The sequence below is a fragment of the Streptomyces sp. NPDC002018 genome, assembly GCF_042890865.1.
Taxonomy (GTDB): Bacteria; Actinomycetota; Actinomycetes; order Streptomycetales; family Streptomycetaceae; genus Streptomyces.
This window is the reverse complement of record NZ_JBIASO010000019.1, coordinates 110,821-134,771: the sequence shown is the minus strand read 5'-3', so window position 1 is coordinate 134,771 and position 23,951 is coordinate 110,821. Positions and strand designations below refer to the sequence as shown.

The 23,951-nt window shown below is 72.5% G+C and carries 17 protein-coding genes; 9 read left to right on the top strand and 8 right to left on the bottom strand.

What is annotated here, in order from left to right; genetic code table 11:
* The first annotated feature begins 64 nt into the window (after positions 1-64).
* A complete protein-coding gene (locus ACFYYH_RS27130) occupies positions 65-4,339 on the top strand; it encodes a hypothetical protein (protein ID WP_388556085.1) in 4,275 nt (1,424 codons plus the stop codon).
* A gap of 78 nt (positions 4,340-4,417) precedes the next feature.
* On the opposite strand, the gene ACFYYH_RS27125 is transcribed toward ACFYYH_RS27130, so the two are convergent.
* Together ACFYYH_RS27125 and map are read right to left on the bottom strand one after the other, a co-directional pair.
* Complete coding sequence (locus ACFYYH_RS27125) at positions 4,418-5,083, bottom strand: heme oxygenase (biliverdin-producing) (protein ID WP_388556083.1); 666 nt, start codon at positions 5,081-5,083, stop codon at positions 4,418-4,420.
* 161 nt (positions 5,084-5,244) lie between these two features.
* On the bottom strand, positions 5,245-6,102 hold the full coding sequence (gene map, locus ACFYYH_RS27120) for a type I methionyl aminopeptidase (protein ID WP_388556081.1): 858 nt from the start codon (positions 6,100-6,102) through the stop codon (positions 5,245-5,247).
* A 59-nt stretch (positions 6,103-6,161) separates the two neighbouring features.
* Between map and ACFYYH_RS27115 the strand changes: the two genes are divergently transcribed.
* A complete protein-coding gene (locus tag ACFYYH_RS27115) occupies positions 6,162-6,389 on the top strand; it encodes a hypothetical protein (RefSeq protein WP_388556078.1) in 228 nt (75 codons plus the stop codon).
* 777 nt (positions 6,390-7,166) lie between these two features.
* Here the strand turns inward: ACFYYH_RS27115 and ACFYYH_RS27110 are convergent.
* Positions 7,167-8,483 (bottom strand): MFS transporter, encoded by a 1,317-nt coding sequence (locus tag ACFYYH_RS27110; protein ID WP_388556076.1) that lies wholly within the window; start codon positions 8,481-8,483, stop codon positions 7,167-7,169.
* A 301-nt stretch (positions 8,484-8,784) separates the two neighbouring features.
* Positions 8,785-9,396 carry a hypothetical protein gene (locus ACFYYH_RS27105; protein WP_388556073.1) on the bottom strand — a complete coding sequence of 204 codons (612 nt, stop codon included), beginning with the start codon at positions 9,394-9,396 and terminating at the stop codon, positions 8,785-8,787.
* A 95-nt stretch (positions 9,397-9,491) separates the two neighbouring features.
* On the opposite strand from ACFYYH_RS27105, the gene npdG reads away from it, so the two are divergent.
* Together npdG and ACFYYH_RS27095 are read left to right on the top strand one after the other, a co-directional pair.
* On the top strand, positions 9,492-10,214 hold the full coding sequence (gene npdG, locus ACFYYH_RS27100; protein WP_388556071.1) for an NADPH-dependent F420 reductase: 723 nt from the start codon (positions 9,492-9,494) through the stop codon (positions 10,212-10,214).
* Positions 10,215-10,414: 200 nt separating this feature from the next.
* A complete protein-coding gene (locus tag ACFYYH_RS27095; protein WP_388556068.1) occupies positions 10,415-10,615 on the top strand; it encodes a hypothetical protein in 201 nt (66 codons plus the stop codon).
* A 47-nt stretch (positions 10,616-10,662) separates the two neighbouring features.
* Here the strand turns inward: ACFYYH_RS27095 and ACFYYH_RS27090 are convergent, their stop codons facing one another.
* Positions 10,663-11,469, bottom strand: a complete 807-nt coding sequence (locus tag ACFYYH_RS27090) for a site-2 protease family protein (RefSeq protein ID WP_388556066.1) — start codon at positions 11,467-11,469, stop codon at positions 10,663-10,665.
* Between the two features lie 204 nt (positions 11,470-11,673).
* On the opposite strand from ACFYYH_RS27090, the gene ACFYYH_RS27085 reads away from it, so the two are divergent.
* The gene (locus tag ACFYYH_RS27085) at positions 11,674-15,216 is read left to right on the top strand and encodes a BTAD domain-containing putative transcriptional regulator (protein ID WP_388556063.1); all 3,543 of its coding nucleotides are present in this window, start codon (positions 11,674-11,676) and stop codon (positions 15,214-15,216) included.
* Between the two features lie 52 nt (positions 15,217-15,268).
* On the opposite strand, the gene ACFYYH_RS27080 is transcribed toward ACFYYH_RS27085, so the two are convergent.
* From ACFYYH_RS27080 to panB, 3 genes are all read right to left on the bottom strand, one after another.
* Positions 15,269-16,123 carry an ABC transporter permease gene (locus ACFYYH_RS27080; protein WP_388556060.1) on the bottom strand — a complete coding sequence of 285 codons (855 nt, stop codon included), beginning with the start codon at positions 16,121-16,123 and terminating at the stop codon, positions 15,269-15,271.
* A complete protein-coding gene (locus tag ACFYYH_RS27075) occupies positions 16,120-17,145 on the bottom strand; it encodes an ATP-binding cassette domain-containing protein (RefSeq protein ID WP_388556059.1) in 1,026 nt (341 codons plus the stop codon). The genes ACFYYH_RS27080 and ACFYYH_RS27075 overlap by 4 nt, the downstream gene beginning before the upstream one ends.
* A gap of 319 nt (positions 17,146-17,464) precedes the next feature.
* Positions 17,465-18,376: a 3-methyl-2-oxobutanoate hydroxymethyltransferase gene (gene panB / locus ACFYYH_RS27070; protein ID WP_388556056.1), complete on the bottom strand. Its 912-nt coding sequence runs from the start codon at positions 18,374-18,376 to the stop codon at positions 17,465-17,467.
* A gap of 249 nt (positions 18,377-18,625) precedes the next feature.
* Here panB and ACFYYH_RS27065 point away from each other — a divergent pair, with 249 nt between their 5' ends.
* The 4 genes from ACFYYH_RS27065 to ACFYYH_RS27050 all read left to right on the top strand — a co-directional run bounded on the left by ACFYYH_RS27065 (position 18,626) and on the right by ACFYYH_RS27050 (position 23,940).
* The gene (locus ACFYYH_RS27065; protein ID WP_388556054.1) at positions 18,626-20,239 is read left to right on the top strand and encodes an MFS transporter; all 1,614 of its coding nucleotides are present in this window, start codon (positions 18,626-18,628) and stop codon (positions 20,237-20,239) included.
* 220 nt (positions 20,240-20,459) lie between these two features.
* A complete protein-coding gene (locus ACFYYH_RS27060) occupies positions 20,460-21,068 on the top strand; it encodes a TetR/AcrR family transcriptional regulator (RefSeq protein ID WP_388556051.1) in 609 nt (202 codons plus the stop codon).
* Positions 21,069-21,427: 359 nt separating this feature from the next.
* Positions 21,428-22,453 (top strand): endonuclease/exonuclease/phosphatase family protein, encoded by a 1,026-nt coding sequence (locus ACFYYH_RS27055; RefSeq protein ID WP_388556049.1) that lies wholly within the window; start codon positions 21,428-21,430, stop codon positions 22,451-22,453.
* Between the two features lie 167 nt (positions 22,454-22,620).
* On the top strand, positions 22,621-23,940 hold the full coding sequence (locus tag ACFYYH_RS27050) for an MFS transporter (protein WP_388556047.1): 1,320 nt from the start codon (positions 22,621-22,623) through the stop codon (positions 23,938-23,940).
* Positions 23,941-23,951: the final 11 nt, after the last annotated feature.

The following is a 23,951-nucleotide window of genomic DNA, read 5'->3' as shown; positions in this document are numbered from 1 at the left end:
GAGAGGCACGAGGAGGCCCGTCATCACCACGGGGGACGCACGCAGGCTGTACGACGAACTGTCCGTGCTCAAGAAACGGGCCCAGGACGCCAGGCGAGCCGCTCGGCTGCCGTACTCGCACCACGAGATGGCGAGTGCGCTGGCCAAGCCGCCCTATCTGAGCGTCATCCACAACCAGGCCATCAGCCGTTGGCTGCCCGAGGACCCGGCGAAGGCCCAGGTGCCCCGCGATCCCGACGTGGTCTGGGCCCTGGTGCGCCTGTGGTGCGACTGGGCCGGGGAGAAGCAAGCGGACGAGCGGTACTGGCGGACCCTCGTCGACCGGGCACAGCCCGCCCGGAACACCGGGGGACCCACCGGCCGCGCCCACGCCGTCGAGCGGGACGGACCGGTCACCGAACCGGACGACCCATGGGCCCGTCTGGTCGAGACCTCCCCGGTCTGGGGCTACGCGTCCGAGGACTTCGACCATCTGCCGCTCAAGGAACAGGCCGTGACGGCCGCCCTCCGGCTGGCCGCTCTGCGCGACGAGGCGGAGAGCGAGCTGACCGAGGACCCGTGGTGGGACGGCCAACTCGCCCAGCGGATCGGCAAGTCCCTGCTGCTCGCCCTGAAGACGGCGCGCAAGCCGCAGGACAGCACGCCCGTCGCCCTCCTGCCCGGGGAGGCCGCGCTGCTCGCCCTGCTGCCGCTGCTCCACCATGTGTCCACGGCCCTGCTGGCGGCCCGGCTGCGGACCGTGGGGCCCACGGACCTCGGGCGGCCCGCGTCCGACACCACACCCGAGCATGACGACACCCCCGAACGCGGGGCGTTCGCCGGCTTCGTGCGGAGACAGGGATACGACCGGCTGGTGCGCCGGGCGGAGCTGCCCGCTCTCCGGGGCCGGAACAGGGGCAGGGCGCAGATCGGCTGGTGGCTTTACCACCAGTGGCTGGTCCAGGACGGTCTGCTCGATCACACGAAGACCGTCAGGGCCATGCTGTCGGCGGCCGGCCGGGGAGACGACTCCGCGATCTGGCAGGTGCTCGGTGAACGCCGGGTGGCCAGGCTGCTCGGTGCCCCCCGCCTCAAACTCAACGAACTGTGTGACAGCACGTCGGGTTCCTCGCTGTACCGGTACGACCCGGTCTTCAGCGGTGATCTCGACGAACAGCCCCTGCGGGGCGGGCTGGTGGGCGTCCTGTACGCCGTCGCCCACGCCTTCGCGATCGAGATCACGGACCTCTCACCGGTCGTCGTCAAGCATGTCGGCATTCCCGGCCCCGTGGACCTGGACGATCTGCACGGCATCCTCCGGAAGGCGGAGTGGCGGCTGCAACCGGACGGCCGGGAGCTGAACGCGGACTGCCGGCACCCCGCCGTGGTGGCGGCGCTCCGGGAACATGTCACACGGGTGGACACCCTGCTGCGCGCCGTGCGCCACGCGGCCGAGACCCAGGGGCCGCAGGAGGCACTGCGGGGAGTGCCCGGACACGCGTGGGCCGACGGGGTGCGCCACGTCAACGACGAGGGACACCGTGTCTCCGGGAGCGAGGTGCCCCGCTTCCGGCTCGACGACGAGAGCGTCCAGGAACTCCTGATGGGCGAGAACCTCTACGGAGATCGCGCGCTGGCCATCAGGGAGCTGTACCAGAACGCCCTCGACGCCTGCCGCTTCCGGCAGGCCCGCCAGCTCGCCCTCCTCCAGACCGATGACAGGGACTCCTCCTACAACGGCCGGATCAGGCTCGTACAGGGCAGGGACGAGTCCGGCCGTGCCTACCTCGACTGCCGTGACAACGGGGTCGGTATGCGCGAGGAGGATCTGATGGGGGTCTTCTCCCAGGCCGGGGCGCGCTTCACCCAGCAACCGGACTTCCTCAAGGAGGAAGCGGGCTGGAGCGTGCTCGACGAGCCGGTGCGCTTCAGGGCCAACAGCCGCTTCGGCATCGGGGTGCTGAGCTACTTCATGCTCGCCGACGAGATCCGGGTCACCACGCGGTACACGAACGCCGAGGGCGGCAAGGGCCGGGAACTGACCGCCGTCATCACCGGACCCGGTCACTTCTTCCGGATCGACGAGTCCGCGCTGATGGGACGGGAGAGCGGCACCTGGGTGCGGCTCTATCTGCGCGACGGCGCGACGGCGCCGTCCTGTGTGAAGGTGCTGCGGCGGCTGCTGGGCATCGCCGAGTTCACCACCGTCGCGGAACACGAGGGCGAGAAGGAGAGGTGGAAGCCCTGGGTGCTGAAGCCCAGGGTTCGCCCCTCCTGGGAGCAGGAGCCCGGGATCAACGCGCACGGGGGCCTCGTCCAGTGGCGCGGGGACGCCCAGGACGGCCAGGTGGTGTGGTGCGAGCACGGCGGCGGTCTGCTGGTGGACGGTCTGCTGGCCCGCCCGGCGGTACGGCAGGGAGTCCTCGCGGGCAACGCCGGTGACGGTCTGCGCGGTGCGGTGGTCAATCTCGCCGGTGCCACGTCCCCACCGCGGCTGTCGGTGGACCGCACCCAGATCCTGGACGACATCTCCGCGTCCGTGAAGGGCCTTCTGGCTACGGCGGCGGGGCAGTTGGTCTCCTCCGCGGAACCGCTGCTGGACTTCGAGTGGATCAGCGCGGTGGGGGAGGAGAGCCCCCAGGCGGCCGATCTCGTCGCCCGGGAGGCCACCGCGCGGGGATACGTGCTGCGCCTGAACGGCCGGCGCTTCGAGACCGCCGTGGCCGGCTGCTTCCCACCGGACGCTCACATAACCATGGAGGAGGAGCGCAAGGACGCGCCACGGCTGGGCTCCGCCCATGTGCGTTCCGTGGGCGGCGACGCGCCGGACCATGTCCTGCTGTGGCGGCTGCTCGCCCACGGCCCCGGCGCCGAGACCGACGCGTTGGCGGAGGTGGTGCCGGAGGTCACCGATACGGGAGGGTTGCTGACGGCCGTCCCGTCGGATCTCAAACTGCTCAGCGACAGTGAGCGAGGCCCCGGGACACGATGGGCCCCGGTGGACGAGCGGGATGAACCGGGCCGGATTCTCTGGGCCGCGATGCAGACCGGCTTGACGTGCCGTCAGGTCGCCCACCGCATGTCCGGCCTCGGGATCCCGCCCTCGCGGCCCGCCGCCGACTTCGCAGACGACCCGGTTCCCGATCCGCTGGATCTCGCCCTGCTCAGCCGGGCCATGGACGGCCGGCCCCGATGGCTGGACACGGGTGTCCCGGTGCCACCGGGGCATCTCGTGCGCGCGCACGTCCAACTGGGCATCAGCACCCGTGAGGCCGCGGGCCGGATGAAGCGCTACGGCTTCGACGTGTCCTGCGCCGACCGGATGCCGCAGGCGCCGGATCCGGACGATCTGCCGCTCCTCGACCACAACTGGGAAGCGCTGGTGCCCAGGTGGCTGTCCGCTACGGAGCCGGTGGGCCCCGAGCATCTGATCCAGGCCGCCACCCGGCTCGGAAAGCCGGTCGCCTTCCTGCGCGGGGTACTGGCCTCCTACGGGCTGACCGCCCGGCTCGGAGCGATTCCCGAACAGCCCGACGACGACGATCAGCGGCTCCTCAGCCACGACCCGGCCGCCATTGACCGGTTCTGGCTCGATCTCGATGAGCCGGTGCCTCCCGGCCATCTGGTGCGGGCGGCCGCTGTGCTGGGCTGGCCCCTGTCCAGAGCGGCGGCTCGCCTCCGTGCCCTTGGGCTGACCGTGCCCGGCGTCCTGCCCGAGCGCCCTTTTGACGACGGGGATCAGGTGCTGCTCAGCCAGGACGCCGGAGGGCCGCGGTGGTTCGCGAGCGGCAGCCGGATTCCCGTCGGCCATCTGATGAGGGCGGCGGAACAGCTCGGGATCTCACCCGACGAGGCGGCCGAGCGCCTCGCCGCCTACGGGCTGGGTGTCCCCGACGGGCCGCTGCCGTGGCACACCGAGCGCCACGACCTCGCGATACTGAGCGCCGATCAGGACGAGAGATGGCCCTGGCACGACAGCGATCGCCTGGTCACGCCGTACCTGCTGATCCAGGCCGCCGATGGACTGCGTGTCCCGGTCTCGTATGTGGCGGAACGGCTCGCCGTCTACGGGCTGGGCGTCTCCGGCGCTCTCCCGCCGGACCGGATCGAGACGGACGCCATGAGACTGCTGAAAAGCGACTTCGTGGCCGACGGCCCCTGGCTGGGCGCCGAGGAGCCCGTCCCGCTGAGGCATATCCTGCGGGCCCGCGTCGTCCTCGGCGTTCCGGTCCTGGAGGCGGCCGCCCGGCTTCGAGCCCTGGGGCTGGAGGTGCCCGACCCCGCCGCCACGATCAGGACGGCGCTGGAGCGGGTGCCGCGCACCGCCCCGGCCGTGCCGCAGCCGGGCCGGCCGCGTTGACGCACCGGTGCCGGTGCCGGTGCCGGTGCCAGTGCCGGTTCCAGTGCCAGTACCGGCACCGGCACTGGAACCGGAGGCCTACGCGCTCAGCGGAAAGCTCGCGCCCAGTTCGCGGAAGACCGCTCCGTTGAAGTCGAACGCGCGCTTGCACTCGTCGACGATCCGCTGCTTCTCCAGATCGTCCGCCGCCACCCGGTCCAGCAGCTCGCGGTAACCCCGCTTGAACGCCGCCGGGTTGGGGATCTCCTCGAAGACATAGAACCGGACGCCGTCGCCCTTGCGGGAGAAGCCCCAGGTCTTCTCCGCCTTGTCCCGGATGATCTGCCCACCGGAGAGATCCCCGAGATAGCGGGTGTAGTGGTGGGCCACATATCCGCCGGGCCAGGTGCGCGCGCACTCCTCGACCCGGGCGGCATACGCGGCGGTCGCGGGCAGTGGTTCGAGACCCTCGCGCCAGCCGGGACCCCGCAGATGCGCGAGATCGCGCTCCAGCTCCGGCGTACGGGCCAGCTCCGGCTGGATGAAGGGCCCGGCGACCGGGTCCGTTCTCAGTGTGTCCATGGCGCCCTCCAGCGCCCGGTACACGAACCAGAGCTGTTCCGTGTAGCGCGTATAGGCCTCCACACCGAGCCGGCCGCCGAGCAGATCGCTCATGAACGTCGAGGTCTCCGCCTCGGTGTGCTGTTGGTGCGAGGCGACGCGGATGAGCGTGGAGAAGGGCGTGGCGCTGGTGGTTGCGTCCAAGGCGGGCCTCCGGAGACCAAAAGGGGACGGGAGCGGGCGAATGCCGTCGTGGCAGCGTGCGCCGCCGCCACAAGCGATACTCTTACTTAGGTTTACCTAAGTCAATGGTTCCCGACGTCCTGTCGGTAAAAACGCTACCCCGCCTCGCGCCGACGGCAACCTCACGGGAGAGTGAGGATCTCCGCTCCCGTCTCCGTCACCACCAGCGTGTGTTCGAACTGCGCGGTCCGCTTCCTGTCCTTGGTGACCACGGTCCAGCCGTCGTCCCACATGTCGTGCTCATAGGTGCCGAGCGTCAGCATCGGCTCGATGGTGAAGGTCATGCCCGGCTCGATGAGGGTGGTGGCGTGCGGGCTGTCGTAGTGCGGGACGATCAGCCCGGAGTGGAAGGACGAGTTGATCCCGTGGCCGGTGAAGTCCCTGACGACGCCGTAGCCGAACCGCTTGGCGTACGACTCGATGACCCGCCCGATCACATTGAGCCGGCGTCCGGGGCGTACGGCCTTGATGGCGCGGTTCAGGGCCTCGCGGGTGCGTTCGACCAGGAGCTTGGACTCCTCGTCGACATTCCCGCAGAAATAGGTGGCGTTGTTGTCGCCGTGGACGCCGTTGATGTACGCCGTGACGTCCAGATTCACGATGTCCCCGTCACGGAGCACCGTGGAGTCGGGGATCCCGTGGCAGATCACCTCGTTGACCGAGGTGCAGAGCGACTTGGGGAAGCCGCGGTAGCCGAGTGTCGACGGATAGGCGCCGTGGTCGCACATGAACTCGTGCGCGACCCGGTCCAGCTCGTCCGTGGTGACGCCGGGGGCGATGTGCTTGGCGGCTTCCTCCATCGCCTGGGCGGCGATACGCCCCGCGATCCGCATCAGCTCGACCGTCTCGGCGGTCTGCACCTCGGGCCCGGTGTACGGGGCGGGCGCGGGCTTCCCGACATATTCGGGGCGCCGGATTTTTCCGGGTACGGAACGAAGGGGGGAGATCTCCCCGGGGATGAGCAGTGACTGGCCAGACATGCCAGCGAGTCTAACCAGCGTGTCTGGGGCAGCATGGCGGACAGAGGAAGGAGCCGACGATGGCCCTGTTCAAGAAGCGTACGGTCGGCAAGCCCGGCGAGTGGTACTACTGCCTGCGCCACCAGAAGGTCGAGGAGGGCCCGCAGTGCTCGGCGGCGGACCGCTTCGGCCCGTACGCGAGTTTGGAGGAGGCGGCGCACGCGATGGACATCGCGCGGGAGCGGAACACGGAGTGGGAGACGGACCCGAAGTGGCACGACAAGCCGGACGGCCCACGGGAAGACTGACCCCGGCCCTGTCCGGGCCCCCGGAAGGACCCCGGCGCGGCCCGACGCCCACGCCGACCGAGGCCGTGCGGCCGTCCGCCCGGGGCGCTGCCCGGCCCGGCGGCTTCGCCGGATGGTGGTCGGGCCGGCGCTGTCCGGCCGTGCGGCGCCGGGTGGTTGCCCGGCACCGCCGCCCCGGACGGGCCGGGCGCGACCTGGCGGTCTCGCCGGCCGGCGGTCGGCCGGGGTGCCCGGTTGGCCCAGGGCCGATGGGGCGGCGGGTGACTGCCCGGCCGCCCGGCCGGGGCTGTCCGGCCTTGGCGCCGCGCGCCCGGACCGGGGCGCTGCCCGCAACTGCTGCCCCGGGCGGGCCCGGCTCGACCTGGGGGTCTCACCGGCCGGTGGCCGGACTGTCCGGCTGGCCGGAGCCGGGCCCGGCGGCTTCGCCGGATGGTGGTCGGGCCGGCGCTGCCCGGCCGCGCGGGCGGGGCGATTGTCCGGCCCCCGGCCGCCGGGCGCCCTGGTCCGGGGCGTTGCCCAGCGCCGCGCCCCCGGACGGGCCGGGCCCGGCCTGGCGGTCTCACCGGCCGATGGCGGGCGGGAGTTAGTTCGGCGGCCTGGCTGCCGGGTGGGTGCCCGGCCCTCCGGCCGGGGCGCCCGGTTGGTCCGGGCCGATGGGCACGGCGGGTGACTGCCCGGCCGCTTGGCGCCGCGCGCCCGCTGCTGGGGCGCTGCCCGGAACCGCTGTCCCGGTCCGGTCCGACCGGGGGTCTCGCCGGACGGTGGTCGGCCGGGGCGTCAGGGGGTCGTGGTCGGGGTTGCTTCCCGCGGCGCCTCGCGCGCCTCGCGCGCCTCCTTCGCCGCGCGGCGCCGTCGCGCGTCCTCGTCGGTGGCCGCGTCGTACGTCACCAGCTTCGGCAGGACGGCCGCCAGCAGGCCCACCGAGGCCACACACGCCACACCGCCGCCCCAGATCGCGTTACGGGTGCCCGTCCAGCCCGCCATCGCGCCCGCCCGTACCTGGCCGAGCTGGGGGCCGACGCTGTACGAGAGCACCTCGATCCCCGCGAGCCGGCCGCGCAGCTCCTCCGGGATGGTCTGGTTCCAGATGGTCGAGCGGCCCAGCCCGCTGAGCATGTCGCCCGCGCCCGCGAACGCCAGGCACACCAGCACCGCCCAGACGTTCGAGAACCAGCCCGCGGCCGTGATCGCCAGCCCCCATCCCGCCGCGCCGAACACCACGAAGAGCCCGTGCCGCCGCACCCGCGAGGTCCAGCCGCTGGTCAGGGCGAGCACCGCCGAGCCGACCGACCCCGCCGCGTACATCAGCCCCAGCGACCACTCCGCGTCCAGCTCGTCCGCGAGGAACGGGAAGATCGTGTTCGGGAAGGCGAAGAACATGGCGGCCAGATCGATCGCGTACGTCCCCAGCAGCACCGGTCTGCTCCAGGCGTACCGCGCGCCCTCGGCTATGCCCCGCAGGGACGGCTTCTCCGCGTCGTGCGCCGCGGGCGCCGCCGACAGCCGGGTGCAGAGCAGTACGGAGGCGACGAAGCACAGGATGGTCAGCCCGTACGCCGTCGCGTGACCGGCGAACGCCACGACGAGCCCCGCCAGCGACGGCCCCGCGATCGAGCCGGCCTGCCAGCGCACGGCGTTGAGCGCCGCGGCGGCGGTGAGCTGGTCGTGCGGAACGATCCTGGCCATCATCGAGTCCAGCGCCGGGCGCTGGAGACCCGCCAGCGCGGACACCCCGCCCGCGACGACGTACAGGGGCCACAGCATCGGCCGCGGCAGCAGCGCGTTCACCAGGAGGACGGCCGCCAGCAGCCCGAGGCCCGCCTCGGTGAGCAGGATGACCTTGCGCCGGTCGACGGCGTCGGCGAGGGCACCCCCGTACAGCCCGAAGACGATCAGGGGGACCAGTTCCACCAGACCCATCGCGCCGACGGCGAGCGGGGAGCCGGTCAGATCCTTGATCTGGAGCGGCAGCGCGACCATCGCCATGAAACTGCCGACGGTCGTCACCAGCCCCTGCACCCAGAGCAGCCGGAAATCCCGGGAGGAACGCAGAGGGGAGAGATCCGGCAGGATCGCGCCGAGCTTCTTGGTCACGAGCGGCCATGTTCCGTGCTGGTGGAGGACGAGGGCAACCGGATTTTACGGGGCCGCCCCGCGGAACCGGCCGACGACCGAAACCCGGGCCCCGGACCCCGCGCCACCCCGGAACCCGGACCGCGCGCCACCCCGAATCCCGGGCCCCGGACCCCGCGCCACCCCGGGCCCCCGGCCACGCGCCACCCCGGGCCCCCGGCCACGCGCCACCCCGGGCCCCGGACCGCGCGCCACCCCGAGCCCCGGATCCCGGCCCCCGGAACCTCGGCCCCGGGCCCCCGGCCGCGCGGCCCCCCACCGCTCACCAGCGGGCCGGTGGCGGCTCCGTGAGTTGGTCGGCCAGCCAGGACAGCCGGTCCCGGAAGCGGCGCCGGCCGCGTGCCGTCGGCAGGCTGTTCTCCCCGGCCGCCGCGCTCACCAGATGCTGCACGGTGTCGAGATCCACCCCCTGCGCCGCGTCCCGCGCGCCCACCGTCAGCGCGTCGTGCGCCAGCCCGCGCAGCTCCGTGTCGCCGCCGTCCAGCGACAGCACCGTCGCCCCCGCCCGCCGCGCGTCCAGCACCCGTTCGAGCAGTCCGTCGTCCGGCCGCCCCGGTGCCACCATCAGCAGCGTCTCACCCCGTCCCGCCGCTTCGAGCCGTCCCAGCCCGACGGCGAGATGCGCCGGATCACCCGGCCGCACCCGGTGCCGTACGAGCGTGGGATTCAGCTCCGGCTGTCCGGACCACGCCGCCTCGTCCACGAGATGCGCCGTGAGATGCCACGGTTCGTACTCCTCCGTACCGACCAGCAGCAGCCCGCCGCCCTGCGGTACGACGGCGGAGCGCAGGGCCCCCGCGAACCGGCGGGCCGCGGCCGGCCACTCCGTACCGGCGAGGACCTCACGCAGCAGTGCGACGCGTACGGCATCCATGGGCCCGCATCCTGCCGCAGTCCGCCGGGGCGTCGTGGCCGATCCCGGACGGCTCACCCGAACGTGATCCTCTACCCCCCAGTAGGGTCGGCGTCATGACTTCAACGGACAGTGGCAGCACCCCCAAGCCCCCCGCCCGGGACCCCTGGGACCTCCCCGACGTCACCGGGCTCGTCGTCGGTGTGCTCGGCGGCACCGGCGACCAGGGGCGTGGCCTCGCCTACCGGCTGGCCAGGGCCGGACAGAAAGTGATCATCGGATCCCGGGTGGCCGAGCGCGCCGAGTCGGCGGCCGCCGGGCTCGTCGACCTCGGGGCCGAGGGGATCGAGGGCGCCGACAACGCCGCGTGCGCGCGGCGCAGCGATGTGGTGATCGTCGCCGTGCCGTGGGAAGGGCACGCGAAGACCCTGGCGTCCCTCAAGGACGACCTGGCGGGCAAGCTCGTCATCGACTGCGTCAACCCGCTCGGCTTCGACAAGAAGGGCGCGTACGCCCTGACCCCCGAGGAGGGCAGCGCGGCCGAGCAGGCCGCCGCCCTGCTGCCGGAGTCCCGGGTCACCGCGGCGTTCCACCATCTCTCCGCCGTGCTGCTCCAGGACCCGTCCGTCGAGCGGATCGACACCGATGTGATGGTGCTGGGCGAGGTGCGCGCGGACACGGACCTCGTCCAGGCGCTGGCGGCCCGTATCCCGGGCATGCGCGGGGTCTTCGCGGGCCGGCTGCGCAACGCCCACCAGGTGGAGTCGCTCGTGGCCAACCTGATCTCGGTCAACCGCCGTTACAAGGCACACGCCGGACTGCGCGTGACGGACGTCTGACGGGCGGGTCCGACGGACGGGTCCGACGGACGTCCGACAGGCGGGCCCGACGGGCGGGTCCGGCGGGCGTCCGACGGGCGGGTCCGACGGGCGTCCGACGGGCGGGCGGCGTGGCCGGCCGCCGGGCGCGCCCCGGGCATGGGGGAGACTGGGGCGCGTACACCCGCGCCCAGGAAGCCCCCGGACAGGAGCCGACCCCCATGCCCCGCCTCGCTCTCTACGCCCTCGTCGTCTGTGCCCTGGCCGCCGTCGCGGCCGTGGTCTCCTTCGTCCAGGGCAATCTGCTCGGCATCGTCTGGGTGCTGCTCGCCGGCCTCTCGTCCAACATGGCCTGGTACTACCTGCGCCGGGCGAGGTCCGAGCGCGCGGCGGCCACGGCCTCCCGGGGTGCCACGGGCTGACCCGGCCGTAGCGGGCCGCCGGGGCCGCCGTACGTGCGTGGCGGCGGCTACGAGCCGACGGGACCGCAGACGAACTCGTTCCTGGACTCCCAGAAGGTGAAGAGGTTCCGGCCGCAGTACGTCTCCAGCTCGGTCACCCCGAGGCCGCGCAAAATCGCGTCGATCGCGTCGAAGAAGACCGCGTTCACCCCCGGGATGAGGATGATCACGAACACGGCGAGCAGCCCGAACGGGGCGTACGGCTCGACCTGACGGCGGATCCTGTACGAGAGCCAGGGCTCGATCACGCCGTAGCCGTCCAGCCCCGGCACCGGCAGGAAGTTCAGGATCGCCGCGGTGACCTGGAGCAGGGCGAGGAAACCGAGCGCGTAACGGAATTCCGTCGGCACCCCGGAGAGTGCGCCCAGCCAGAACGGGGCGGTGCAGACGATCGCGAACAGCACGTTCGTGAGGGGACCCGCGGCGGAGATCAGACTGTGCTTCCAGCGGCCCTGGACGCGGTTCCGCTCGATGAAGACCGCGCCGCCCGGCAGACCGATGCCGCCCATGATCACAAAGATCACCGGCAGGACGATGCTCAGCATGCCATGGGTGTATTTGAGGGGATTGAGGGTGAGATATCCCTTCGCGCCGATCGAGATGTCCCCGCCGTGCAGCGCGGTGCGCGCGTGCGCGTACTCGTGCAGACAGAGCGAGACGACCCAGGCGCCGGTGACGAACAGGAAGACGGCGATCCGGACGTCCGCCGCGAAGTCCGTCCACACGGCCCAGGCCGCGACGGCCGTGACGGCGGCGATGCCCAGGAAGACCGGGGAGATCCGCCGGTCGCTGTTGCGGGAGATGGCGGTGGTCATGGGCGGGGCTCCCCGGGAGGGTGGGTGTCGGCGGTCGGGCGTGCCCGACCGTATAGCGGCCGTGGCCGCGGCGACAGCCGCGGGGGCCGCCGCGTCGAGAACGTCTCGCCGGGCGGCTTTGGTTCCGGGGCGTCCGGACCGGCGATTCACGGGCGACCGGGGCTCCGGGCGAGCGGCCCCGGCGGCGTCACGGACAATGGGCGGATGCGCTATCGCGTCCTCGGGACCACTCGGGCTCTGCACGACGACGGCACGGCCGTCGCCCTCGGTGGCGCGCGACTGCGTGCGCTGCTGACGGTCCTCGCGCTGCGGCCCGGACGCACGGTGCTGGTCGGGACGCTCGTCGCCGAGGTCTGGGACGGCGATCCCCCCGCCGATGCCGTGGGGGCCCTCCAGGCCCTCGTCGGCCGGCTGCGGCGGGCGCTCGGGCCCGCGGCGGTCCTGTCGTCGGACGGCGGGTACGCGCTCCACGCGGACGAGGACGAGGTGGACCTCCACCGCTTCGGCCGGCTCGCGGCGGAGGGGACGCGGGCCCTGGGGGAGGGGGACCCGGCCAAGGCGGCGAGCCTCCTCGACGACGCGCTCGCGCTCTGGCGCGGTCCGGCGCTGGCCGACCTCCCCGACCGCAGGCCCGAGGCGGCCCGCTGGGAGGCCCGTCGGCTGGAGGCCCGCAGAGCCCGGCTCACGGCCGTGCTCGCCCTGGGCCGCGCGGAGGAGGCCCTGCCCGAACTGGCCGCCCTCTGCGGTGAGTTCCCTTTGGACGAACCTCTCCAGGCCCTCCGTATCCGGGCCCTGCGGGACGCCGCGCGCCCGGCGGAGGCGCTGGCGGCGTACGACGGTGTGCGCCGCGCGCTCGCGGACCGCCTGGGGACGACCCCCGGCCCGGAACTCCGCGCGCTGCACGGGGAACTGCTGCACGAAGAGGGTCCTGGCGCCCGAGCCGGTGCCGGTCGCGGTCCGGGGGCCGGTGGTGGCTCCGGTCCCAGCGGTGGCACCGGCACAGACACCGGCACCGGCACCGGCACAGACACCGACGTTGGTGGCGGTGGCGGGGTGCCGCGTCCGCGCGGCGCGGGACAGGGCAACCTCCGGGCGCGGCTGACCAGTTTCGTCGGGCGGGAGGGGGACATCGAGGCGATCCGGGGGGATCTGGGGCGCGCCCGTCTGGTGACGCTGCTGGGGCCGGGCGGGGCCGGGAAGACCCGGCTCTCCCAGGAGGCCGCCGAGCGGGCCGCCGAGGCCTGGCCCGACGGTGTGTGGTTCGCCGAACTGGCGCCCGTGGACGACCCGGAGACCGTTCCCGAGGCCGTCCTGAGCGCGCTCGGGGCGCGCGAGACCGTACTGCGCGGGGCCGGCGGCGAGGAGCTGCGGGCGGTGGACCGGCAGGGCGGCGAGCCGCTCGTACGACTGGCCGAGCACTGCGCGCGGCGGCGCATGCTGCTCCTGCTCGACAACTGCGAACACGTCGTGGACGCCGCCGCGACCCTCGCCGACGAGTTGCTCGCACGCTGCCCCGAGCTGACGATCCTGGCGACGAGCCGTGAGCCGCTGGGGGTGCCGGGCGAGGTGGTGCGTCCGGTGGAGCCGCTGCCGCCGGATCCGGCGCACCGGCTGTTCGCGGAGCGCGGGCGCGCGGTGCGGCCGGACTTCGATCCGGGGGAGGACCCGGACGCGGTGGCGGAGATCTGCCGCCGGCTGGACGGACTGCCGCTGGCCATCGAACTGGCCGCGGCGCGGCTAAGGATGCTGACGCCACGTCAGATCGCGGACCGGCTGGACGACCGGTTCCGGCTGCTGACCAGCGGGAGCAGAACCGTACTTCCCCGTCAGCAGACCCTGCGTGCCGTCGTCGACTGGTCCTGGGACCTTCTCACCGCACCGGAACGGGCCGTGCTGCGCCGCCTGTCCGTCTTCGCGGGCGGCTGCGCGCTGACGGCCGCGGAGTCGGTCTGCGCGGACGCCGACGCGGGCGCCCACGCGGACGCCGCCCACGCGGCGCACGCCGGAGAGCCCGCGCACGCCGGAGAGCCCGCGGGCGCGGGAGACGGCACGGCGGCCGGGGACACCGGCGCGGCGGGACCGGCCGAGGCCGTCGGTTCGCGCGAGGTCGCCGGGATCCTCGGCTCACTCATCGACAAGTCCCTGGTCGTCGCCGCGCCCTCGCCGCACGGCGGTATGCGCTACCGGCTGCTGGAGACCGTCGCCGAGTACACCGCGGAGCGGCTCGACCAGGCCGGTGAGCGCGCGGACGCGGAGCGCCGGCATCTCGTCCACTACCGGGAGCTGGCCCGTACCACCGACCCCGTGCTGCGCGGCCACGGCCAGCGCGCCGCGATGGCCCTGCTGCGGCAGGAGTACGAGAATCTGCGCACCGCGCTGCGCCGTGCCCACGCCGCCCGCGACGAGCAGGAGACGCTCTGTCTCGTCCTCTCGCTCGCGTGGTTCTGGCAGATGCTCGATCTGCGTGCCGACGCCCGGCAGTGGTCGCGGGCCGCCGCGGGGCTGGGCCCCGACCCGTTCGCCCCGCCCGTCGCCCCCGCTCCGCCGATCCCCCAGCGGTGTACGGACACGCCCCCGCCGATGGCCCCCGACCTCCTCCAGGAGGCCCGGCGCGAGGTACGGCTGATCGAGGTGGTCAGCATGGATCACGAGGCCGAGGACTGGACCACCCCCGAACGGCTCGCCTGGCTGGGCCGGGTGGCCACCGTCTACGGGCCCGACCTGCCGCAGACCTGCCGCTTCCCGGGCACCCTGACCTTCTTCGCGGTCATGTTCACCGGCGACGCCGACCGGCTGCGCGTGGTCCTCGACGAGACCATACGGGCCTGCGAGGCGTTCGGTTACGAGTGGGAGCTGGCCGGCACGCTCCATCTGCGGGCCAATGTCCTGGCCAACCGCAGCGCCTGGGCGGGCGACGCGAGCCGGGACGCCGACCGCAGCCTGGCGATCTACGAACGGCTCGGCGACACCTGGGGCGCCGCCGAGGCGCTCGCCGCCCGTGCCGAGGCCCGGGACAAGCGCGGTGAGTACGCGCTCGCCGCCGAGGACTACGTGGCCGCCGTCCGCCATGCCGAGGGGCTCGGCGCGCAGAGCCAGGTCGCGCTGCTGCGCTCCCGGCTCGCGGCGACCATGTTCGAGATGGGCCGGGGCGAGGAGGGCGAACGGATCCTCCGCGAGGTGATCGCCCAGGGCCGGGAGGCGGCGCACGAGGCGATGCCGGCCGCCCGTCTCTTTCTCGCCATGTGGCTGGGCCGTACCGGACGCGAGGCCGAGGCACGGGAACAACTGGAGCTGCTGCTCGAAGTGTTCCACTCCCACACCCTGGCCATCTTCGAAGGCTTCGTGAAGGGGGCCGTCGCCTGGCTGGACTGTGCCCAGGGCCGCTGGGCGCAGGGGCTGGCGGCGTCCCGGGAGGCCCTGGAGATGGCGCTGTCCCCGCTCTCGCAGATGGTCGCGCCGGAGATGGTCGCGATCCATATGCTCACGACCGCCTGGGCACTGGGCGGTCTGGCCGGACAGGCGGACGGGGAGGCGGACCCGCGGGCGCGGGACGGGGCCCGGCTCATCGGCGCGTACGAAGGCCTGCTCCCTGCGGGCCACTTCATCACCTCCACCGAGCGGGAGGTGATGGCCCGTGCCCGCGAGGCCGTGACGGCGGCCCTCGGCGACACCGTGTTCGAGTCGGCGTACGCCGAGGGCCGCGGGCTCGCCCTGGAGGAGGCCGTCGCCCTCGCACGGTCCGCCTGACCCGGGTCCGGCGGACCGTACCTCCCGGGTCCGGCGGACCGTACGTCCCGGGTCAGGACTTCTTACGGAACTTCGCCACCGCCAGCGGAGCCGTCACGGCCGTGATCCCCGCCGCCCACGCCAGCGTCACCCACACCGAGTGCGCGACCGGACCGCCGTTGATCAGACTCCGCGCCGCGTCCGCCAGATTGGAGAGCGGGTTGTAGTCGGTGAAGGTCTGGAGCCAGCCGGGCATCGTCGACGGCGGTGCGAAGATCGACGAGCCGAACTGGAGGGGCATCAGCACGAGCATGGCGACCCCCTGGACCGCCTGAGCCGTCTTCATCGTCAGGCCCAGCAGGATGAAGATCCACATCAGCGAGGCCCCGAACGCCAGGGACAGACCGACGGCGCCCAGCAGCTCCAGCACCGATGTCTTGATCTCCATGCCGAGCAGAAAACCCATGCCGAGCAGAATGGCGGTGGCGACCAGCATCCGGCCGATCTCGACGACGATCTTCGCGATCAGTACGGAGGACCGGGCTATCGGCATCGTACGGAACCGGTCCATGACCCCCTTGCGGAAGTCGTCGTTCATGCCGGTCCCGACGGCCATCGCGATGTTCATGCCCATCATCGCCATCAGGCCGGGGATCACATAGTTCACATAGGCGTCCCGGCTGCCGCCGAGGCTCGCGCCGACCGAGCCGCCGAAGACGTACACGAACAGCAGCGTGAAGACGACCGGCATCAGCAGGACGTCGAACATCGACTCCGGATCCTGCTTGATCTGGAGGGCGTTACGGCGCACCAGCGCGCCGGTGTGGCGCAGATTGGCGCGCAGGCCGATCCGGCCCTCGCCGGTCTGGACCGGGGCCGGCCCGGATGTCCGCTCGGGCGCGGAGGTGGGCAGTGTGGTCGCGCTCATACCGCGATCTCCTCGGGTGCGATGTCGGACACGGAGGTCTTCTGGCCGGTGATCGCCAGGAACACCTCGTCCAGGCTGGGCAGATGGGTGCCGATGTGGGCGATGCCGAAGCCGCGCTCGCCCAGCAGGCCGACGACCGCGGTGAGCTGCTCGTCGCTCAGGATCGGTACGTACAGCAGTCCCTCGTCGGGGACGGCCTGGGTGCCCGAGACACCGTCGAGCCCGGTCTCGGCGATCGCCCGTGCCATCGCGGGCAGTTGCGCGCGATCCGTCGGCCGGATCTGGAGGGTGCGGCCGCCGACCTTCGCCTTCAGCTCGTCCACCCCGCCATTGGCGATGACCCGGCCGCGGTCGATGACCGTCAGTTCGCTCGCGAGCTGCTCGGCCTCTTCCATGTACTGCGTGGTGAGCAGGACGGTGGCCCCCTCGGCGACCATCCGCTGCACCTCGTCCCACACTTCGTTACGGGTACGGGGATCGAGTCCCGTCGTCGGCTCGTCCAGATAGAGCACCGACGGCCGGCCGATCATGGACGCGGCCAGGTCGAGCCTGCGCCGCATACCGCCCGAGTACTGCATGGCGGGCTTCTTCGCCGCGTCGGTGAGGGAGAAGCGCTCCAGCAGCTCGTCGGAGCGGCGGCGGGCGTCCTTGCGGGAGAGATCGAGGAGCCGGCCGATCATATAGAGGTTCTCCCAGCCGGAGAGCTTCTCGTCGACCGAGGCGTACTGGCCGGTGAGGCCTATCGTGCGGCGGAGCTGGCGCGGCTGGCGCAGCACGTCGTACCCGGCGACCACGGCGGTCCCCGCGTCCGGCTGGACGAGGGTGGAGAGAATACGGACGAGCGTCGTCTTGCCGGCGCCGTTGGGTCCGAGGACACCGAGGACGGTGCCCTCCCGCACATCGAGGTCGACTCCGTCGAGTGCCCGGGTGCCCTGCGGTCCGCCGTAGTGCTTGACCAGCCCCCGCACCTCGACGGCGTTGCCCGTGCGGCCGCCGTTGGGGTTCTTGTCGATTCGCGTCATGACCTCAGTGGACCAGCCGCCACCGACAATCCACCGACACCCCATCGACACACGGCTGACAGGCGGCCGACAAGGAACCGACAGACCGCCGACAGGGAACCGACCGAGCCCGGCGGGGAACCGGCGGGAGCCCGGCAACCGGGTGCGGGCGCCGGGCATGCGACAGCCCGCCGACGGGGGATGATCGGCGGGCTGTCGCTCGTGCGGGCAGTGGCTTGAAGGGCGTGCTGTGCTGCCGTGCGCGGGGCCTGACCCCGGCCGTGCCGTGGGCCCGAGCGGGCCCCCGCGCGTACGGCCTGGTGGCCCCCGCGCGTGCGGCCTAGTGGAAGGTGTGCTCCTCCTGCGGGAACGTTCCGCCTACGACCTCGTCGGCGAACGCCTTCGCCGCGTCACCGAGCGTCCGGCGGAGGTTCGCGTACTGCTTGGTGAAGCGCGGGACCTTGCCGCCGGTCAGCCCGACCATGTCGGTGTACACGAGGACCTGCGCGTCCGTCTCGGCACCCGCGCCGATCCCGATGGTGGGGATGTGCAGAATCCGGGTGACCTCGGCGGCCAGCTCGGCCGGGACCAGTTCGAGCACGACCGCGAAGGCGCCCGCGTCCTGGACCGCCTTGGCGTCGCGGAGGAGCTGCTGCGCGGCCTCCTCGCCCCGCCCCTGCACCCGGTAGCCCAGGGTGTTGACCGACTGCGGGGTGAGCCCGATGTGTCCCATCACCGGGATACCGGCCTGCACCAGCAGTTCGATCTGGGTGTGCGAGCGCTCGCCGCCCTCCAGCTTGATCGCGCCGACGCCCGCGTCCTTCACCAGCCGGGTGGCGCTGCGCAGGGCCTGGACAGGACCTTCCTGGTACGAGCCGAAGGGGAGGTCGCCCACGATCAGGGCGCGCCTGGTGCCCCGTACCACCGCGGCGGAGAGCATCGTCATCTCGTCCAGCGTGACGGGCACCGTGGTCTCGTAGCCGAGGTGGCAGTTGCCCATGGAGTCGCCGACGAGCATCACCGGGATACCGGCCTCGTCGAAGACGGACGCGGTCATCGCGTCGTAGGCGGTGAGCATCGGCCACTTCTCGCCGCGCTCCTTGGCCGCCGCGATGTCATGGACGGTGACGCGGCGGGAACTCCTGCCGCCGTACAGTGCCTTCGTGTTCTCCGCCTTCGCGCCGCCGTGGCTGGGGTCGCTCGTGCCGGCGGGGCTTCCCGCGGGAGGCTTCTGCGCAGCCTGAAGAGTCATGGCCGATGGCCCTTTCGTCATCTCGAGGCGCCCTGACGGCGTCCCCGGACCATGTCCATGGTGGCATCCCGAGGCCGTCCTCGGGAAGTGGGTCCCCGCCCCGGCCCCCCAGCGCCCGTACCCGCCCTGTTCGTGGAGCGCCCGCCGCGTCCTCGCGCCGCCCGCCGCGCCCGTACGGCGCGCGCCCCCTCCGTAAAGTTTTTCCAATACGAGACGGTCTCGTATCGAAACGCGGTTAGCCTGTGCGTCATGTCCACACCGTCCGGCGGCGCCGCCGCCGCACCCCGCATACCCGAAGCCGTCCACCGCCGCCGCTGGGCGATCCTGGGCGTGCTCATGTTCAGCCTGCTCATTGTTGTTCTCGACAACTCGATCCTGAACGTGGCGGTCAAGACGATCGCCGCCCCCGAACCCACCGGCATCGGCGCCACCCAGAGCGAGCTGGAGTGGGCGATCAACTCCTACACGCTCGTCTTCGCGGGGCTGCTCTTCACCTCGGGCCTGCTGGGCGACCGTATCGGCCGCAAGAAGGTGCTGCTCTTCGGCATCTTCGTCTTCGGGGCCGGTTCGGCGCTCGCCGCCCTGTCCGGATCCCCCGCCGAACTCATCGGCTACCGGGCCCTGATGGGCTTCGGCGCCGCCTTTGTGATGCCCGCCACCCTCGCCGTGCTGATGAATGTCTTCGAGCGCGAGGAGCAGCCCAAGGCGATCGGCATCTGGGCGGGCAGCGTGGGTCTCGGGATCGCCATCGGCCCGATCACCGGCGGGCTGCTGCTCGAACACTTCTGGTGGGGCTCCATCTTCCTGGTCAATGTCCCCGTGGCCGTCGTCGCGCTGATCGCGATGGTGCTGCTGGTGCCGGACTCCAGGGACCCCAGCCCCGGCCGGGTCGACCCGCTGGGTGTCGCGCTCTCCATCGTCGGACTGGTCCTGCTCGTCTACGGCATCATCCGCGGCGGTGAACTGGCCGACTTCACCGATGCCTCGGTGCTTCTGCCGCTGCTCGGCGGTATCGCCGTTCTGGCCGCGTTCGTCTGGCACGAGAAGCGCAGCAGCCATCCGGCCATCGACGTCTCGTACTTCAGGAAGCCGGCCTTCGCCGCCGCCGTCGCCGCCATCGCGCTGGTCTTCTTCGCGCTGATGGGGGTGACGTTCTTCTCGGCCTTCTACCTCCAGAGCGTGCGCGGCTACAGCGCGCTCCAGTCGGGGCTGCTGATCGTGCCGCTGGCGGCGGCCCAGATGATCTTCGCGCCGCGCGCCCGGCTGATCGTGGACCGGTTCGGCGCCCGCGCGGTCTGCACGGGCGGCATGCTGCTGGTCGCGGGCGGTCTCGCGGCGTTCGCGTTCTTCGACGCGGACACCCCGGTCTGGGTGCTGTGCGTGGTGTTCTTCGTCCAGGGCACCGGAATGGCGCACATCATGCCGCCGGTGACCGTCGCGGTGATGCAGGCACTGCCCCGTGAGAAGGCCGGTTCCGGCTCCGCGATCAACAACACCTTCCGCCAGGTCGGCGGCGCCCTCGGGGTCGCCGTCCTCGGTTCCGTGCTCTCCGCGACCTACCGGGGCGGTATCGAGGGCCATCTCGGCGCCGTCCCGGCCGCCGCGCGGGACGCCGCGGGGGAGTCGATCGAGGCGACCCTCGGTGTCGCGGCGAAGATGGGTCCGGCGGGCAGGCCGCTGATCGGCTCGGCGTACGACGCGTTCCTGCACGCCATGCATGTCACGGCCGTCGGCTCGGCGGTGGTCGCGCTGATCGGCGCAGCGGTCGTCGCGCTGTTCCTGCCGGGGCGGCCACCGGCGCGCAAGCTCGCGGGGAGCGACGAGGCGCCCGAGCCCGCCGCCGCTGCCGGCACCCGGGCCTGACCCCGGCGCCTCGCAGGGCCTCGGCTGCTCCCGGCTGCCCGGCTGCCCGGCCATCTGGCCATCTGGCCGCCCGGCCGCCCGGCCTCCCGGTCGTCCCGGGTGGCCGGGAACGGCGGGCCCGCCGCCGTCGTGTACGAGAATCGAGGCGGCCGGACATACCCGGCGGCGGGACGGAACGGCCGACGGGCGGGCCGACGGGCCAGGCGAAAGGCGGAGCGACGTGCTGGACCAGGATCACGAGAAGGAACAGCGGCGCGGCAGGCCACGCAGCGAGGCGGCCGAACGGGCGATCCTGGAGGCCGTCGTGAAACTGCTGGAGGAGGGCGTGCCCCTGGGCTCCCTCTCCATCGAGCGCATCGCCCGCACGGCCGGCGTCGGCAAGGCCACCATCTACCGGCGCTGGCAGGGCAAGGAGGAACTCTTCGTCGACGTCCTGCGCGAGATCGAACCCCCCGAGGCCGAACTGCCCGGCACCTCGGCCCTCGACGATCTCCGCGTCACGCTGGAGTACATGCGCCGGCGCGGACTGGCCCAGCGCTCCTCGGCCCTGCTGCACAACGTCGCCGTGCAGATGAAGAGCCAGCCCCGGCTGTGGGAGGAGTACCACCGGACGGTGGTGGAACCCCGGCGCAGGGCCACCATGGCCGTGATCGCCCGTGGCGTCGCCTCGGGCGAGCTGCGGGACGATCTCGGGGTGGAGCTGCTGCACGACATGCTGATCGGCCCCATGCTGCTCCGTACGCTGCACCGGCCCGGCGCCCCGCTGGAGGAGGATCTCGCCGAGCGGATCCTCAGGACGGCGCTCCAGGGCGTGAGCCCCCGCGCCTGACGGTCGCCCCCAGGGGAGCGCCGGACGCTGATTCCCCGTACCGTACGGGATGCGGAATCGCCCGAACGGCGGACCGGGTCGCTGTCGTACTCATGTACACACGCACACATGTACGCGTGTATGCGCGGGGCGACGCGAAACGCCCGGCCGGGCGCGGCGATCCCCGGGGGGAGTCCGGGCGGCGGCGATCATGTGAGTGTTCCGTCACAGCCGCCCGTTATTCGTCCGTGATCGGAACCCGCCGCCCCGCGGCCTTCGTCTCCGAGACAGTACGGCCGTCCCCGGACGGCGGAGAAGCGTCCGTACATCCCCTAGGGTCAGGGGCGGGCGTGCACGGCAAGGCAGTGAGGGCAGCGGACATGACGCAGGAGTACACGGCGCACTCGGTGACGGCGGACGGGGAAGAGCCCCGCACCGGATCCCGCGTCAGAACCCTCCTGGGCCGCTGGCGCCGGGATCCCGGCATCTGGCGGCGCGGCATCGTCCTCGCGTTCGCCGCCGTACTGGTCGCCCTGCTGATGATCTTCCACGCGCAGATTCCCAACAGGATCGGCAACCTGGGCAGTCTCACCGAGACCTTCCTGCCCTGGCTCGGGCTGTCCGTTCCCGTGATCCTGGTCCTGGCCCTGGTGCGCCGCTCGGCCACCGCGCTGATCGCCCTGCTCCTGCCCGCCGTGGTCTGGCTCAATCTCTTCGGCGGACTCCTCGTCGGCAAGTCGGGCGTCGGCGGCGACCTCACGGTCGCCACGCACAACGTCAACGCGGGAAACCCCGACCCCGAGGGAACCGCGAGCAGCCTCGCGCGGTCCGGCGCGGATGTCGTCGCGCTGGAGGAGCTGAAGGACACCGCCGTACCGGCGTACGAGAAGGCGCTGTCCGGCACGTACAAGTACCACTCGGTGCAGGGCACCGTCGGGCTGTGGAGCAAGTACCCGCTGACGGGCACCGAGCCCGTCGACATCCGCCTCGGCTGGGTCCGCGCGATGCGCTCCACGGTCACCACGCCGCACGGCCAGGTCGCCGTCTACGTCGCCCATCTGCCGTCGGTACGCGTCAAGCTCCACGCGGGCTTCACCGCCAACCAGCGGGACGACAGCGCGGACGCGCTGGGCGAGGCCATCGCCGCGGAACAGCTCGCCCGGGTGGTCCTTCTCGGCGATCTCAACGGCACGATGAACGACCGTTCCCTCAACGCCGTGACCTCCCAGATGCGTTCGACCCAGGGCGCGGCGGGCAACGGCTACGGCTTCAGCTGGCCGGCGTCGTTCCCGCTGGCGCGGATCGACCAGATCATGGTGAAGGGCGTCGAGCCGACCTCGTCGTGGACCCTTCCCCGTACCGACAGCGACCACCTGCCGATCGCGGCCCGGGTGCAGTTGCGCTGACCCCCGCACCCGGGTGACCGTGGTGGGGCGCCGACCCCGTGGTTCGTGTCGCCCGTGCGGTCCGCGCCGACCGGGATCCCCGACGCAATCCGGTGTTCATCCGCCGGAACAAACGGGCTGAGAGGCTTTGTTCCGTAGAGGTACTTACTACGGAGAGGTCGTTCTTCATGCCCCTGGCCCTGCTCGCTCTCGCTGTGAGCGCCTTCGGCATCGGTACCACCGAGTTCGTGATGATGGGGCTGCTGCCCAATGTCGCGCACGATCTGGGCACGTCCGTGCCCACCGCCGGCCATCTCGTCTCGGCCTACGCGCTCGGCGTCGTCATAGGTGCCCCGCTGCTCACCGCCGTCGGCTCCCGGATCCCGCGCAAGCGGATGCTCCTGCTGCTGATGGCGCTCTTCATCGTCGGCAATCTCGCCTCCGCGCTCGCCCCCGGCTTCGGCTGGCTGCTGGCGGGCCGGGTGCTCGCCGGACTGCCGCACGGCGCGTTCTTCGGCGTGGGCGCGGTCGTCGCCGCCCGGATGGTCCACGAGGGACGGCAGGCACGGGCCGTGGCGACCATGTTCCTCGGGCTGACCGTCGCCAATATCGTCGGCGTCCCCGCCGCCACCCTGCTCGGCCAGCACCTCGGCTGGCGGGCCACCTTCCTGGTGGTCACGGTGATCGGCCTGCTCGCGCTGGTGGCACTGGCGCGGCTCGTCCCGTACGTACCCGTCGACGCGCACCAGAGCCTGGGCCGTGAGGTACGCGCCCTCGGCAACCGGCAGGTGCTGCTCGGTCTCGCCACCGCCGTACTCGGCTTCGCCGGGGTCTTCGCCGTCTACTCGTATCTGGCCTCGATGACCACCGAGGTGATGGGCTTCGGCGAGTCCACCGTCACCCTCGTCCTCGCGCTGTTCGGTATCGGGATGACCTTGGGCGCGCTGGCGGCGGGCCCGCTCACCGACCGGGCGCTGCGGCCCACCCTCTATGTCTCGCTCGCCGCCCTCGCCCTGGTCCTGGTCGCCTTCCGCTTCACGGCGCAGGTGCAGTGGGCGGCGCTGGTGACGGTCGTGCTGCTCGGAGGGATCGGTTTCCTGACCACCACGCCGCTCCAGATGCTCGTCATGAACAAGGCCAAGGACGCCCCGACGCTCGCCTCCGCTTCGAACCACTCGGCCTTCAACCTCGCCAACGCGGGCGGCGCCTGGGCCGGCGGCGCGGCGATCGCGGCGGGCTGGGGCTGGATGTCCCCGACCCTGGTCGGCGCGGCGCTCGCGGTGGTCGGCCTGACGATCGCGGTCACGGCCGGAGTGCTGGACCGGGGCGGCAGGGACACGGCGACGGGGACCTCCCGCGTCGTGGCGGAAGGCCCCCGCCGGGAGCAGGAGCACGCACCGGGCGTATCCGCGCACGCACCCGGCGTATCCGCCGACACCGCGGCGAGCGGTGCGGTGACCGGTGCGGTGAGCGGTGGCGCGGTGAGTGGTATCGAGGGCGGTGTGTGAGCGGTCGTGGT